12 protein-coding genes are annotated in these 14,733 nt (G+C 33.3%); 6 read left to right on the top strand and 6 right to left on the bottom strand.

Annotation, left to right across the window (positions count from 1 at the left end; translation table 11 throughout):
• Nucleotides 1–57: 57 nt before the first annotated feature.
• From BXU11_RS12965 to BXU11_RS12955, 3 genes are all read right to left on the bottom strand, one after another.
• Entirely contained in the window at nt 58–1,446 is a 1,389-nt protein-coding gene (locus BXU11_RS12965; RefSeq protein ID WP_024979772.1) for a bifunctional UDP-3-O-[3-hydroxymyristoyl] N-acetylglucosamine deacetylase/3-hydroxyacyl-ACP dehydratase, read from the bottom strand.
• Nucleotides 1,439–2,479: a UDP-3-O-(3-hydroxymyristoyl)glucosamine N-acyltransferase gene (gene lpxD, locus BXU11_RS12960; protein WP_024979773.1), complete on the bottom strand. Its 1,041-nt coding sequence runs from the start codon at nt 2,477–2,479 to the stop codon at nt 1,439–1,441. Before lpxD ends, BXU11_RS12965 begins: the two co-directional genes overlap by 8 nt.
• 131 nt (nt 2,480–2,610) lie before the next feature.
• Nucleotides 2,611–3,840 carry an HD domain-containing protein gene (locus BXU11_RS12955; protein WP_078212825.1) on the bottom strand — a complete coding sequence of 410 codons (1,230 nt, stop codon included), beginning with the start codon at nt 3,838–3,840 and terminating at the stop codon, nt 2,611–2,613.
• Between the two features lie 219 nt (nt 3,841–4,059).
• Between BXU11_RS12955 and BXU11_RS12950 the strand changes: the two genes are divergently transcribed.
• A complete protein-coding gene (locus BXU11_RS12950) occupies nt 4,060–5,643 on the top strand; it encodes a bifunctional response regulator/alkaline phosphatase family protein (protein WP_078212824.1) in 1,584 nt (527 codons plus the stop codon).
• Nucleotides 5,644–5,718: 75 nt separating this feature from the next.
• Here BXU11_RS12950 and BXU11_RS12945 read toward each other — a convergent pair whose 3' ends face one another.
• Nucleotides 5,719–7,785: a M1 family metallopeptidase gene (locus BXU11_RS12945; protein ID WP_078212823.1), complete on the bottom strand. Its 2,067-nt coding sequence runs from the start codon at nt 7,783–7,785 to the stop codon at nt 5,719–5,721.
• Nucleotides 7,786–7,881: 96 nt separating this feature from the next.
• Here BXU11_RS12945 and BXU11_RS12940 point away from each other — a divergent pair, with 96 nt between their 5' ends.
• The 3 genes from BXU11_RS12940 to BXU11_RS17870 all read left to right on the top strand — a co-directional run bounded on the left by BXU11_RS12940 (nt 7,882) and on the right by BXU11_RS17870 (nt 10,462).
• Nucleotides 7,882–8,619: a diphthine--ammonia ligase gene (locus BXU11_RS12940; protein ID WP_078212954.1), complete on the top strand. Its 738-nt coding sequence runs from the start codon at nt 7,882–7,884 to the stop codon at nt 8,617–8,619.
• A 1,170-nt stretch (nt 8,620–9,789) separates the two neighbouring features.
• Nucleotides 9,790–10,296 (top strand): hypothetical protein, encoded by a 507-nt coding sequence (locus tag BXU11_RS12930; protein ID WP_369803212.1) that lies wholly within the window; start codon nt 9,790–9,792, stop codon nt 10,294–10,296.
• Nucleotides 10,297–10,300: 4 nt separating this feature from the next.
• Complete coding sequence (locus BXU11_RS17870; RefSeq protein ID WP_189318534.1) at nt 10,301–10,462, top strand: hypothetical protein; 162 nt, start codon at nt 10,301–10,303, stop codon at nt 10,460–10,462.
• Between the two features lie 117 nt (nt 10,463–10,579).
• Here BXU11_RS17870 and BXU11_RS12925 read toward each other — a convergent pair whose 3' ends face one another.
• Nucleotides 10,580–10,819 carry a hypothetical protein gene (locus tag BXU11_RS12925; protein ID WP_078212820.1) on the bottom strand — a complete coding sequence of 80 codons (240 nt, stop codon included), beginning with the start codon at nt 10,817–10,819 and terminating at the stop codon, nt 10,580–10,582.
• Between the two features lie 114 nt (nt 10,820–10,933).
• Between BXU11_RS12925 and BXU11_RS12920 the strand changes: the two genes are divergently transcribed.
• Nucleotides 10,934–11,323: a (deoxy)nucleoside triphosphate pyrophosphohydrolase gene (locus tag BXU11_RS12920; protein WP_223253734.1), complete on the top strand. Its 390-nt coding sequence runs from the start codon at nt 10,934–10,936 to the stop codon at nt 11,321–11,323.
• Entirely contained in the window at nt 11,320–14,466 is a 3,147-nt protein-coding gene (locus BXU11_RS12915) for a DEAD/DEAH box helicase (RefSeq protein WP_078212819.1), read from the top strand. The genes BXU11_RS12920 and BXU11_RS12915 overlap by 4 nt, the downstream gene beginning before the upstream one ends.
• On the opposite strand, the gene BXU11_RS12910 is transcribed toward BXU11_RS12915, so the two are convergent.
• Nucleotides 14,463–14,687: a helix-turn-helix domain-containing protein gene (locus BXU11_RS12910; protein ID WP_078212952.1), complete on the bottom strand. Its 225-nt coding sequence runs from the start codon at nt 14,685–14,687 to the stop codon at nt 14,463–14,465. The two genes, BXU11_RS12915 and BXU11_RS12910, sit on opposite strands and share 4 nt — an antisense overlap.
• Nucleotides 14,688–14,733: the final 46 nt, after the last annotated feature.

The following is a 14,733-nucleotide window of genomic DNA, read 5'->3' as shown; positions in this document are numbered from 1 at the left end:
TCGTTTACTTACGGCAGTAATTAATCATATTTATGATGGAATTATGCCACAAAAAAATTATTGTTTTCTTGCAATTTGAGCCATCAACTCTGCTTCGGCCACTAGCCTTCCGTTAGCGTAGGCATTGGCTTGCATGTGACAAATTCCTCTACGAATAGGAGTAATCAAATCACATTTAAAAATTAATGTATCGCCAGGTAACACTTTATGTTTGAATTTTACTTTATCTATTTTCATGAAAAAAGTCAAGTAATTTTCTGGATCTGGTACAGTACTTAAAACTAAAATCCCTCCTGTTTGTGCCATGGCTTCTACAATTAAAACTCCTGGCATCACTGGAGCATCTGGAAAATGCCCCACGAAGAAATTTTCATTCATGGTTACATTCTTCATTCCTACCACATGAACGTCTGACATTTCAATGATACGGTCTACCAATAAAAATGGTGGTCTGTGTGGCAATACTGACATGATTTTATGAATATCCATCAACGGTTCTTGATTCAAATCATAAACAGGAACATAATTACGCTGTTCGATTTTGATCAATTTAGCCATTTTCTTAGCAAATTGTGTATTCACAAAATGCCCTGGTTTATTAGCAATTACTTTCCCTTGAATTTTGGTGCCAATTAAAGCTAAATCACCTACCACATCCAAAAGCTTATGTCTAGCAGCCTCGTTAGGATAATGCAACGTTAAATTATCTAAGATTCCGTTTGGTGTTACCGCGATAGAATCTTTTCCGAAAGCAACTTTTAAATTTTCCATAGTACTAGCTGATATTTCTTTATCCACATAGACTATTGCATTATTTAAGTCGCCCCCTTTTATTAGTCCGTTGTCCAACAACGATTCTAATTCGTGTAAGAAACTAAAAGTTCTTGAAGAGCTAATTTCGCTTTTAAATTCAGAAATGCCTTTCATAGTAGCATTTTGAGTACCTAAAATTTTAGTTCCAAAATCAACCATTGCTGTCACACAATATTGATCACTTGGCATTACTAATATTTCACTGCCAGTGGTTTCATCTGTAAAAGAAATGATTTCTTTAACCACGTAAACATTACGTTTGGCATTCTGTTCTTCAATACCAGCTTGCTCAATAGCTTCAACAAAAAACTTAGAAGAACCATCCATTATTGGTAGTTCAGAGGCGCTTAATTCGATAATAACATTATCGAGATCACAACCTTCCAAAGCAGCCAAAACATGCTCAGGTGTTTGAATTTTAACACCTAGTTTTTCTAAATTTGTTCCCCTTTGGGTGTTTACAACATAATTAGCATCTGCTTCAATAATTGGATGACCTTCAAGATCAATTCTAACAAATGTAAATCCATTGTTTACTGGGGCAGGTTTAAAAGTCATGGTAACTTCTCTTCCTGTATGCAATCCAACACCGGTTAATGAAACTTCCGTTTTGATGGTTTTCTGTTTAACCATTATTTCCATTTTTTTGATTTATTATTTTTTTTAGTTCTTCAATTTCAGCTACCAATTGTGGTAATTTTTTAAAATAAATATACGATTTATTAAAATCATTATAAGCAAAAGCGGGGGTTCCCTGAATTACCTCTTCATTTTTTATACTTCTAGTCACACCGGATTGCGCTTGAATTTTTACATTATCCCCTATAGATAAATGCCCTACAATTCCAACTTGTCCACCTAACATTCCGTTTTTACCCACTTTAGACGATCCTGCTATACCAGTTTGCGCAGCTATAACAGTGTTCTCACCTATTTCTACATTGTGTGCAATTTGAATCTGATTGTCTAGTTTTACTCCTCTACGAATAATGGTAGATCCTAAAGTTGCACGATCGATAGTGGTGTTTGCTCCTATTTCAACTTGGTCTTCTAAAACAACGTTGCCTATTTGTGGGATTTTATCAAAAGTGCCGTCTGGTTTGGGTGCAAATCCAAAGCCATCTGAACCTAAAACAACACCCGAATGCAGGACACAATCATTTCCAATTACGGTTTCGGAATAAATATTAACACCGGCAAAAATAGTGACATTATTTCCAATGACAACATTGTCACCAATAAAACTATTGGGATAAATTTTTACATTATCCCCAATACTAACGTTTTGGCCTAGGTAACTAAAACTACCTAAATATAAATTCTTGCCATAGGTTACATTCTCCGAAATAACGGAAGGTTGTTCTATTCCTGATTTATTATTTTTGACCTCATTGTAAAACTCTAATAGTTTAGTAAAAGCTGCATAGGCGTCTTTTACTTTGATCAATGTGGTTGTAATTTCTGATTCAGGCTCAAAAGTTTCATTAACTATCGTAATGGAAGCCTTTGTAGTGTAGATATAATTTAAATATTTTGGATTGGATAAAAAAGTTAATGATCCCTCGGTTCCTTCTTCAATTTTCGATAATTGATAGACCCATGCATTAGGATTACCTACCACTTCACCTTCTAAAATAGCTGCTATTTGTTCTGCTGTAAATTTCATCTTATTGAATTGTATTTTTCATAGGAATAAGATGGAACTCTCTATAAAATGTTCTGCTTACACTTAAAAATAAATTATGATCTCGTTTCATCCCGACAAAAGTATAAAAAATAGGTTTTATTTGTTCAAAATTATAAAAGTTGTTTTGGAAAGCAGATATAATACTTGGTTACAAACTTAGATACTGATTTAAAATTAAGTTGATCCGAAGCATCGACAATATCTTCTATCGTTTTGTCTTTCATTAAAATTCTGATGGGTTCCGCATCTTTACTGTAGGCTTGATTTTTAATTTTTCCCCTAAAAATGAAGTAATTAGTTTCTTGTAATGAAATGCCATGTTCTTGTGCAAAACGTTCTTTGAGCGGTTGTAAACTCTCGGTCGTTATTTTATCACCGCTCAGTTTTATCTTCAATAAATCTCGGTTGATAATCATTTTACTTAAGGAAGATAAAATAAAATCTGGGTGATCTTGCCACGATTTTAGGGCGCTTATGATGTCAAAATCGTCTAATTTTGAAAACAAAGCCAAGGTTTCTGAATCAAAAGTAGCGAGCGTAACCTTGTTTTTTATGAAAAAAGTCAACGGACTACTAGCCGGTAACTCCTCGCCTTTTAAGCTCAATTCTTTGGCGCGCTTTAATATTTTGGTCAAAACGGACTCCGCTACCAAACTCGTTTTGTGCAAATAGACTTGCCAATACATTAATCGTCTTGACATTAAGAATTTTTCAACAGAATAAATGCCTTTTTCTTCGATCACCAAAACATCGTCTACAACGTTCATCATTTGTATAATACGCTCTGAATTGACATTTCCCTCCGATACTCCCGAATAAAAACTATCTCTTTTGAGGTAATCCATTCGGTCCATGTCCAATTGACTTGAGATCAGTTGCAACATAAAAGTTCTTGGGTATTCTCCTTTAAATACTTGAATCGCTAAACTCAAAGCACCGTTAAATTCCTCGTTCAAAGCTTCCATAAACAACAACGAAATCTCTTCATGATGCACATCCTCCACGATACTACTTTCCATGGCGTGTGAAAAAGGACCATGCCCAATATCATGCAATAAAATAGCGATATAGAGAGCGTTTTCTTCCTCAACTGAAATAGTTGTGCCTTTAAATCGAATGGATTCTACAGCCTTTTGCATAATGTGCATACAGCCCAGCGCATGATGAAATCGGGTGTGGTTGGCACCAGGATAGACTAAGTAAGAAAGACCCATCTGTGAAATTCGACGCAAACGCTGAAAATAAGGATGCTGAATTAAATCGTAAATCAGAGCGTTGGGAATGGTAATAAACCCATAAATGGGATCATTGAATATTTTAAGTTTATTGATTTGACTCACTTCTATTCGTTTAAAAAAGAGAGCAAATATAAGGATTTTAGATGGTATTGTCTTACGCTTGTTTTTTAGTCGTTTAAAATCATTTGAAAGGGAATTTTTCGTTTACCGAAGTAGTATTTTTCATAAAATAAATACTAAAAAAAAAGCAATTCCGTTTCTAACCTAATTTAATTAATTAAATTGGCTCAAATATTGCAACAGTAGAGCCAAACCAAACTTATGGATAAAATACAAATATTATGGGTAGATGACGAGATCGATTTACTCAAACCGCATATCCTTTTTTTAGAAAAGAAAAATTATAGTGTTACCACTTGTAACAACGGATTAGACGCTATTGCTATTTTTGAAGAGCAAAATTTTGATGTCGTATTTCTTGATGAAAATATGCCAGGTATGAGCGGATTGGAAACCCTTTCGGAGATGAAAGAGAAAAAATCGCATATTCCCATGATTATGATTACCAAAAGCGAAGAAGAATTCATCATGGAAGAAGCCATTGGTTCAAAAATCGCCGATTATTTAATCAAACCTGTTAATCCCAATCAAATTTTACTCAGTTTAAAGAAAAACTTAGACCATTCGCGCTTAATTTCTCAAAAAACGACTTTAGATTATCAAAAGGAGTTTAGGAAAATTACCCTCGAAATGAGTATGGTGCATTCTTTCGAAGATTGGATCGAATTGTACAAAAAGTTACTGTTCTGGGAATTGGAATTGGAAAATATCGATGATCAAAGCATGATCGAAATTTTGGAATCTCAAAAAGTAGAAGCCAATTCACAATTTGGAAAATTCATAGAACGTAATTACGAAGATTGGTTTCTGCCGCAAAAAGGAAAATTAGGAAAAGGGCAAATTGATGAAAGTCGTCCCACGCAATCGCATACTTTATTCAAACAATTGGTGGTACCCGAAATTCTTAAAAAAGATAAACCAGTACTGTTTATTGTAATTGATAATTTGCGATATGATCAATGGAAAGCATTTGAAAATGTGGTCGCTAACTATTATAAATTAGAAAAAGAAGTACCGTATTATTCCATCTTACCTACTGCAACGCAATACGCGCGTAATGCCATATTTTCGGGATTAACGCCACTTGAAATGGAACAAAAATTCCCCCAATACTGGAAAAATGATCCAGAAGAAGGTGGAAAAAATTTGTATGAAGCCGAATTTTTAACCGCTCAACTCAAACGTTTAGGGCTTAACATTAAAGAAGATTATTTTAAAATCACCAATCTCGCAGGGGGAAAAAAACTAGTAGATAACTTCAAGTCCTTAAAAAATAATGATTTAGTAACCATTGTTTATAATTTTGTCGACATGTTGTCACACGCTAAAACAGAAATGGATGTGGTCAAAGAATTAGCCGCCGATGACAAAGCCTATCGCTCTCTCACGCTAAGCTGGTTTAAGAATTCTCCCTTACTTGAAATCATTCAACAAGCACAGAAATTAGGCTTTAAATTAATTCTAACCACCGATCACGGCACTATTAATGTAAAAAATCCCTCAAAAGTTGTTGGTGACAAAAACACCAGTTTGAATTTACGCTATAAAACAGGCCGAAGCTTGACCTACGAACACAAAGATGTTTATGCTGTCAAAGATCCTAAAGTGATTGGTTTACCAGCTATTAACATGACCAGTTCTTATATTTTTGCCAAAAATGATTTGTTTTTAGCCTATGTAAACAATTACAACCATTATGTGAGTTATTACAAAAACACCTATCAACACGGAGGAATTTCGCTCGAAGAAATGATAATTCCCTTCTTAGTATTCAATCCTAAATAGGCTTTTAGTTACCTCTCGAAAACACTGCAAGTTTTTAGAGCTACTATTATTTCATAACACAAGAGAATCGACTTCTTATTTTTCTAGTAAGAGTCGGTTGAGTTGTGTGCCTTCGGTGGCATTTAATTCGGGTAATAGTTGCTCGAAATGCGCTCTGTAATCGGGCATTTTTAAAATTTTTCGGATAGTTTCTCTACCAAATTTTGAAAATTGCCACATGTGATGCGTCGTAGCGTTGACTAAATTTTTCAACACTTCAGGCGTAAGCATTCTAAATTCAAAGAGGGTTTCTAAGGCATTTTGTCGGGTTGTGGCTTCAAAATCAGGCGATGAAAAGCGAATCAATTCTTGTAGCAAATCTTGTGGATTAGGACTGTAATTCGGCGTATTTAAAGCCAATGCCAACCATAAAATGCGCAAGTTATAATCATTAAATCCAATCCAATGTTGGGTTTGATCCAAATACTTATAACGATCGTTCTCAAAAGAATTCCATAACGTAAACAAGGTAATTTCTCGCGTTTGATAGGAAGCATCCTCCAACAAAGTCTCGTAGTTCGTTTTAAAATCATCTGGAATTTGCGAAAAATGACTCGCTATTTTTTGACGAATCGATAGGTTCTGTGTGGAGAAAGCCACGGCAATTAATTCCTTAATGTCTTCGTATTTTTCTTTTCGTAATTGTGCGATGCTATTTTCTTTGACTGTAAAATACACATCAGATTGTAGCAATTCCAGAAAGAAAGCTTTTTTCTCAGATAACGATTTTGCTTTATATTGATCTAGTTGCAATTGTATTTTCATACTTTTATTTATACTCAATAACTCATTGGCTTCAAGAGTATTGAATTTGTAGCCTTCAAGCCATACTTTAGAAAACTGTTGCGTGTCAAAATCAGCTACTTTTCGAATTTCAGCTAAGAAATTTTCCGTATTTACCGTTTGGTATGCATAGCGGTTAAGGTAGTTTTTGATTGCTTTTTTAAAAGCCTTATCCCCTATTTTTTGGTGCAAATAAAACAAAGCCCAAGCTCCTTTTTCGTAAAACGTCAACGAACTGGCTTTGGCATGCAACACCGGAATAGTATCGGTACGGGAAGCAAACTTCAATTGCTGTGCTTTTTCATACAAATAACTATAAAAATAATCTTCACCATAGCTATCTTTTTCTGCAAGCAAGGCAAAATAAGTTGCAAATCCCTCCTGCAACCAATGGTGTTGGCTGCTCTCGGCTGTAATCAAATTACCAAACCATTGATGTGCCAATTCGTGTGCATTAACATTCGTATATTTTCGATCAAAAAAACCAATAGAATCTACCACATAACGGGTCATAAAGGTAGTAGCTGTGGTGTTTTCCATGCCTGCATACAAGAAATCTCGCACAGGCACCTGCTTGTAATTTCCCCAAGGATATGGAATGCCGATTTCTTTTTCTAAAAAATCAAACATCTTTTTGGAATAGCGATAGGTAGGTTCAAAACGAGCTACATCTTTAGCTTCAATATAAAATTCCAATGGGACACCTGAGGCTGATTTTTGGGTCTTTTTTTCGTAATTTCCAATCGCTAGCATTAATAAATACGAACTCATGGGGTGTTGCATGCGGTAGCGCCAAGTGGTTAGGGAATCTTGAGTGTTTTTTTCCTTTAAAGTGCCATTAGAAATCACTTGATACTTTTGATCCGCTACAATGTCTAAATGGAACACCATCTTTTCGTTCACATCGTCAAAACTTGGAAACCAATGACTGGTGTACTTTCCTTGTCCTTGGGTCCATATTTGTCCCGTTTGGGTGTTGGGATTACCCACAAAGTACAAGGCTTGCTTGGGTTGGGCTTCATAGGAAAAGCTAACGCTGTGTTTTCCTTTTGTAAAGGGAAAAATAAGTATCAATTGCTTGCCATTGGTAGTGAAGGGAATTTCTTTTCCATTACGCTTGACCTGAGTAAACTGCATATTTTGGGCATCCATTTTTACCGTATCAACAGCTGTTAGTACTTTAAAATCATAGCGAACGTTTCCTCTAATGGTTTTGGATTGGGCATCAATGGATAACGAACCGTAAGCGGTTTTAAAATCAACTTTTTGCGTTTGTTGGGCAAAAAGAAACGAACTTAACAAAAGAAAAAAATACTTCATGTGGTGTGATTAACTTGAGCATTGGAGATTCAAAGTTACAAACCTAGCGGGAATCAATGAGAGAAAATGTGTAAGTTTACCACCAAATTACCAAAATTGAAAACAAAAGCCCTATTCAACTGGAGCAGCGGTAAAGATTCTGCTCTTGCCTTATACAAAATACTTCAAAATCCAGCCTTCGAAATTGACTGTTTGTTGACCAGTGTCAATCAGAAACACCAGCGCGTGTCCATGCACGGTCTACGTGTTGAACTACTGGAACAACAAGCTCAAAGTATTGGTTTACCCCTACACATAGTACCTATTCCTGAAATGCCTACCATGCAAGCCTATGAAGAAGCCATGCAAAATGCTTTGCAACCGCTGCGCGCCAAAGGCATCACTCATGCGGTATTTGGTGATATTTTTTTAGAAGATTTGCGTTTGTATCGCGAAGAAAAATTGGCTTTGGCGGATTTAAAAGGGATTTTTCCGCTTTGGAAAATACCAACGAAAGATTTACTACAAGAATTCCTGCAACTTGGTTTTAAAACGATCGTGGTTTGTGTAAGCGAGCGCTATTTGGATCAAAGTTTTGTAGGACGTGTCATTGATCAAAAATTCATAGACGATTTACCTGAAAACGTAGATATTTGTGGCGAAAATGGCGAGTTTCACACTTTTACCTTTGACGGACCTTTGTTCACTAAGCCCATTTCGTTTGATATTGGAGAAGTCGTTTACCGTAAATACGAAAAACCCGCCACAAACGACACTTCAGGTACAGCTTGCGACACCAACACCGATGATCCTTATGACTTTGGCTTTTGGTACTGCGACTTACTCCCAAACTAAACCACTATAGTCTAAAAGTCCATAGATTTGGTTTGGCAGACTGAAAGTCTACAAAGTTGGAATATAATTTAACCGCAAATTCGCAAATTATTATAATTATTACTCTTTTAAAATCTGCGAATCTGCGGTATAAAAATTTTTGAAACTAAAGCGTGATGTACTGAAAGTGCATAGTTTTAAAACACGACATCAAATTTTAAGCAGTACTTAATTGGTCAGTTGCTCTCAAATACAATACCATTTTATCCATTGGAAATTTAGCAACAAAAAACAAAAACGTTAATTAAAAGTTAACAAAATTGTGATTTTATTTTTTATTTTAAGATAATATTAGTAATTTCACGGCAATTACCTCATTTCCAATACAATATAAAGCTATAAGTATAAATTTTCTATTTCAGTACAGCAATCATTACTATAAATTATTGCAAACAAAACACTTATGAATTACAAAAAAATAATCCTAACAGCAATTCTGACAGTACTTGTTATTTATGTAGTGTCCTCAGTTGTACTCTTGCTTTCCAGCGGAGGCCCTAGCGATTATTGGCAAGCTTTTAACCCCATCTACCAACACGAAACTTGGATGTTTGTTTTTAGTTGGTCCCTTGGCGATTGGGGCTTTTTGGTGATGACTATTTTATGGTTCCTACTCTACTCTTCTATATTTCTTATTGTAGATAAACCGTTTTTTGAGAAGTATCTTTAAAGGAAGCAATTAGTAGCTTATGCTTGTAAAGTTTCTATCAAAAAGAGTTTGATGATTTTGTAGCATTTACCGCTAAAACAAACCTAATTAACATATTGAAATAACGCTATCGATTATTCTTTTTTGGGAGCAGCCCGCCTAAGGATCGAAAGAACGTTCCCTCCCGTGATTCGTTCTATCTTTGTAGCCGAACCCCGGCCACAAAGGATGCCACTACTCCCGGGGCTAGCCAGAACGAATAAGGTTTCGAATAACATTAAATAAATAACGCTTCTCTGGGAATGGAGAAGCGTTTTTGTTTAAAACCAAACTCTGTATTATACTTTGTGACGATACGGTATTATACAATATAATTAGAAGCTCACTGTATATTTTATTTCATAGTAGTTTATAGCTAATTTACTATTCGTTTAACTCAAATTATTTCGTATTTTTGAGGTATGGGCAATAAAATTCAATTAGTGCAAGATTTCATAATTGACAAATTAACAGATTCAATTTTGAATACAATCTCTGGAGACAGTTTTCAAACTGAAGTTAGCAGATTGACCACAACTGATTTAAAAAATGTAACCAAAAAGAATGGATGGAATTTTGATTGGAAATTAGAATTCAAAGATTTACAAAAAGAAGTTTACAAACTAACTATTGTAAATAACGCATCAATTTTACAAGGTCTTCTAAGTATAACTATTGAAGAAGACCATATTTATATGAATTTACTTGAAAGTTCTCCTTTTAATATTGGTAAAGATAAACTGTACGAGGGTGTTGCAGGAAATCTAGTAGCTTATGCTTGTAAAGTTTCTTTCCAAAAAGGATTTGATGGTTTTGTAGCATTTACCGCCAAAACAAACCTAATTAAACATTACGAAGAAAATTTAGGTGCTTATCATTTTAAAAATCAAAGAATGATTATTGAAACCGAAGCAGCAAAAAAATTAGTAAAAAAATATTTTAAATCGTAAAAACATGAATATCATAAAAGAACCCAAAGGTGTGGATTTTATCATTCAAAGCCCACCTTTAACCGATCTTGAGAGAAAAGAAATTAGTGATTTTATTGCTAGTAGAAAAGCTAAAAAAGTAGTTACTAAAAAAAATGTAAAAGAAAAAACTACAGTTAAAAAATAGATACTGAGAACATCCGCTTTGACTATTGTGAAGTTATAGTTCACAAAAAAACAAAACAAACAACGCTTCTCTGGGAATGGAGAAGCGTTATTTGTTTATTTTAAATTATAACTTATTCTATTCAGAATAATGAATAGCAAAATAATTTTTCATGGCCTTTTCCATAATGATACTATCCAATTCGAGTAACTCCTTTTTAATGTCCCAAACTTCAATCAAAGCTTCATCGTTTGCATCAATAACTTCACCCTCCAATTTTCTCATAAGAATATCACTCAATAAAATAGCCTCACAAGAATAATAATTTGGGTAATAGGCTTCGATGAAAGGCCAGTTAATGTTTGAAAGATAGTTCATGACGATATTTATTTAATTAATAATATATTAAGTAATGACTTATAAAATTAAATCAATAATTTATCACTTTTCAAAATTTGAATCAAAAAGATTATCTAATTTTAAAAAAAATACATGATGATAAATGTAACTTGTGCAATCATAAAGATAAACAACAAAATACTAGTCACTCAAAGAAGTGGAAAAATGAAATTGCCTTTAAAATGGGAGTTCCCAGGTGGAAAATTAGAAGAAGGTGAAAATGAAATTGAGTGCGTAAAAAGAGAAATCAAAGAAGAAATCAATATTGAAATTGAAGTTGTAAGACAATTATCAAATAGTATTTATAATTATGGAACTTTCACCATTAATTTGATACCATTTTTATCAAAATATGTGTCGGGAGAGATTATCTTAACTGAACATAAAGATTATAAACTACTTGATAAATCAGAACTTTTGCATTTAGATTGGGCTGAAGCTGATTTACCGATTGTTGAAGAATTTCTAAAACTGGAACTATGAACCAAGGATTGTATGAAGAATTAGTTACTAAACTGATTAACTATAAATTAAACGAATTAAATAAAGACACTTTTCAGGTAAAGAAAACTTCAATTGACAAAGCAGAAGCTGCTCAATTATTATCACAACATATCGGCAAAACCATAAAGCAAGCTTTTAATTTAATCAAAGGTGATGACATACTTGAAACTCAAATTGAGATCGCCAATAAAATCATTTTATTTTTAAAAGATGAATTAAAGAAGGAAGAGTTTGAGGATGATTTGATAGAAACGGAAGGAAAAATATTGAAAGCTGTATTTACCAAAGTGGATAGCCACTTTACTGATTTAGATTTACATCTAAAAGAAATTACACCTTACACAAGATTAATTCATAGTGAACTATTTACAGGTGGCAATTCAGGCACAACTTTAGAAAGTGAATTAAGAAAAGAAATTTTATCATCGGATGAAATTGATTTACTAGTTTCATTCATAAAATGGAAAGGCATTAGAATTCTTGAAAGAGAACTAAAAGAATTTACTGAAAGAGGTGGCAAATTGAGAGTAATCACAACTACTTACATTGGAGCAACGGACGCAAAAGCAGTGGAGTTTTTGTCATCATTAAAAAATACAGAAGTCAAAGTATCCTATAACACTGGTAATGAAAGATTACATGCGAAAGCGTATTTGTTTCAAAGAAAAACGGGTTTCCATACAGGCTACATTGGATCATCCAACTTTTCTCGTTCGGCATTAACTGATGGATTAGAATGGAATTTAAAAGTGACTACCAAAGAAGTTGGTCATATCATTGACAAGTTCAAGAAAACATTCGAAGCCTATTGGCAAAATGCTGAATTTGAATTATATGATAAAAATATTCATTCCGTAAAATTAGTTGAAGCTTTAAAACAAGGGAAATTTTCAAAAGAATATACTTTTACAACTTCTTATTTTGATATTAAACCTTTCCCCTATCAAAGTGAAATACTTGAAAAATTAGAAGTGGAAAGGTCAGTACACAATAGATACAGAAATCTTTTAGTGGCTGCAACAGGGACAGGAAAAACAGTTATTTCTGCTTTCGATTATAAAAATTTCAGAAATAATAATGAATCTTCAAAATTACTTTTTGTCGCACATAGAAAAGAAATTTTGCAGCAAGCAAAAGCTACTTTTCAAGGCGTTTTAAAAGATAACAATTTCGGTGATTTATGGGTTGACGGATTAGAACCCTATTCAAATGAATATGTTTTTGCTTCGGTTCAAACGTTGAATAATAGACTTAAAGACATCAAACTTTCACCTGATTATTATGATTTTATCATAGTTGATGAAGTACATCATATTTCAGCCGCAACCTATCGCCCTATAATTAATTACTTCAAGCCGAAAGTGCTGCTGGGACTAACAGCTACTCCTGAAAGAATGGACGGTGAAGATATTTTGGAAGATTTTTGCAATCGTATTGCTGCTGAAACTAGGCTACCAGAAGCACTAAACAAAAAATTATTATGTCCATTTCAATATTTTGGAATAACAGATAGTATTGACTTAACAAACGTGAAATGGGAAAAAGGAAAGTATGTTGCCAGTGAGTTGACAAGCTTATACACAAAAAACGATGTGAGAGTTGGACAAATAATTTCAAATCTTGAAAAATACACAAACGACCTAAATGATGTCAGAGCTATTGGATTTTGTGTTACTCAAGAGCATGCTCTTTTTATGACAGAAAAGTTCAATTTAGCGGGAATAAAAGCTGAATGTTTAACGAGTAAAAATTCAAATGAAAGAGAAAGAATTAGAGCACAATTCAAGAAAAAAGAATTCAATTACTTATTTGTAGTTGATATTTTCAATGAAGGTGTTGATATTCCAGAAATTGATACTGTTTTGTTTTTAAGGCCAACAGAAAGTTTAACTGTTTTTCTTCAACAATTAGGACGTGGTTTGCGTTTAGCAGAAGGAAAAGATTGTTTGACTGTTTTAGATTTCGTAGGTAACTCAAGACCTGAATATGATTTTGAAAGTAAATTTAGAGCTCTAATCGGCAAAACAACGACATCTGTTCAGAAGGAAATAGAAGATGATTTCCCTCATTTACCTTTAGGATGTTCAGTTATTTTAGAAAAGAAAGCAAAAGAAACTATTTTAGAAAATATCAAAAGAGCAACATCTTTAAATGTAAATCAGTTGATAGCAAAGATTAGAAATTTCAAACATCAAACCACCTTGCCATTAACATTAGAAAATTTCATTAGTTTAAATCATTTGTCAATCGAAACAATTTACAAAAAAGACAGTTGGTCAAGATTATGTCAAAAAGCAGGAGTGATTGATGATTTTGAACCAATTAATGAAAAGCAAATTTATTCAGCCATTGGTAAAAAGTGGTTATCTACAAATTCCACAAGTTATTTCAATTTCATTTTACAAATAGCAAAACAAGGTTTTAATATTAGAATAAATGATTTTAACGAGAATGAAAAAACAATGTTATTGATGTTACATTATGACGTTTGGCAAAGTGCCGCAGGATTTGATTCTTTAGAAAAAAGTATAATTCAAATTGGAAAAAATAAAATACTTGTAAATGAAATTGTTGAAGTTTTAGAAATACTAATTGATAAAATTGGTTTTAAAGAAATTGATATTAAACTTCCTTATGAACAGCCGTTAAAGTTGCACGCTCGTTATACCAGAGATCAAATTTTGGTAGCATTCAGAATGTCAACTTTTGAAAAAAGATCTTCAAACGCAATTGGTGTTGGTGTTGCTGAAAACAAAGAGATAAATACAGAAATTCTTTTTATAGATCTAATTAAATCTGAAGAAGATTACTCCCCAACAACACTTTACGACGATTATGCTATTAGTGAAAGTTTATTTCATTGGCAATCTCAAAATCAAACAAGAAATGATAGCGGAAAAGGATTAACTTATATTAATCACGAAAAATTGGGGAAAATGATACTCTTATTTGTTCGAGAGAAATCTACAAACGAGTTTAAAAACACAAATGGATATGTTTTTGTTGGTAAAGGAATTTTTAAAGAATACGAAGGTTCAAAACCAATGAGTATCAAATGGGAATTAAATGAACCCATGCCAAATTATTTATGGAAAGAATCAGCTAAAATGTCTGTAGGCTAGACTTTTTTAAACTTTTCATCATTGAAGAATGTTCCTAAATCGGTTCCAAGCGCCAGCACTATTTTTTCTAAAATCTCTACAGAAACATTTCGTTTCCCTTTTTCGATGTCTGAAATATAATTTCTATCCACATCCGAAATGTTGGCTAAATACTCAATAGTCAAGTGTCTTTCTTCTCTGATAATCTTGACTTTATCTCCTATTTTTTGTTTTAAATCCATGTCGCTAAAAATACTTTTATGCCTACAATTGTACTGCATACTATTG

It is taken from the genome of Flavobacterium sp. LM5 (assembly GCF_002017945.1).
Classification (GTDB): domain Bacteria; phylum Bacteroidota; class Bacteroidia; order Flavobacteriales; family Flavobacteriaceae; genus Flavobacterium; species Flavobacterium succinicans.
This window is presented reverse-complemented; position numbering and strand designations above follow the sequence as displayed.

Excerpts from the sequence above, each read along its gene's own strand:
- BXU11_RS12965 (WP_024979772.1), bottom strand. The coding sequence starts at position 1,446 with ATGGTTAAACAGAAAACCATCAAAACGGAAGTTTCATTAACCGGTGTT.
- lpxD (WP_024979773.1), bottom strand. The coding sequence starts at position 2,479 with ATGAAATTTACAGCAGAACAAATAGCAGCTATTTTAGAAGGTGAAGTG.
- BXU11_RS12950 (WP_078212824.1), top strand. The coding sequence starts at position 4,060 with ATGGATAAAATACAAATATTATGGGTAGATGACGAGATCGATTTACTC.
- BXU11_RS12945 (WP_078212823.1), bottom strand. The coding sequence starts at position 7,785 with ATGAAGTATTTTTTTCTTTTGTTAAGTTCGTTTCTTTTTGCCCAACAA.
- BXU11_RS17870 (WP_189318534.1), top strand. The coding sequence starts at position 10,301 with ATGAATATCATAAAAGAACCCAAAGGTGTGGATTTTATCATTCAAAGC.
- BXU11_RS12925 (WP_078212820.1), bottom strand. The coding sequence starts at position 10,819 with ATGAACTATCTTTCAAACATTAACTGGCCTTTCATCGAAGCCTATTAC.
- BXU11_RS12920 (WP_223253734.1), top strand. The coding sequence starts at position 10,934 with ATGATGATAAATGTAACTTGTGCAATCATAAAGATAAACAACAAAATA.
- BXU11_RS12915 (WP_078212819.1), top strand. The coding sequence starts at position 11,320 with ATGAACCAAGGATTGTATGAAGAATTAGTTACTAAACTGATTAACTAT.
- BXU11_RS12910 (WP_078212952.1), bottom strand. The coding sequence starts at position 14,687 with ATGGATTTAAAACAAAAAATAGGAGATAAAGTCAAGATTATCAGAGAA.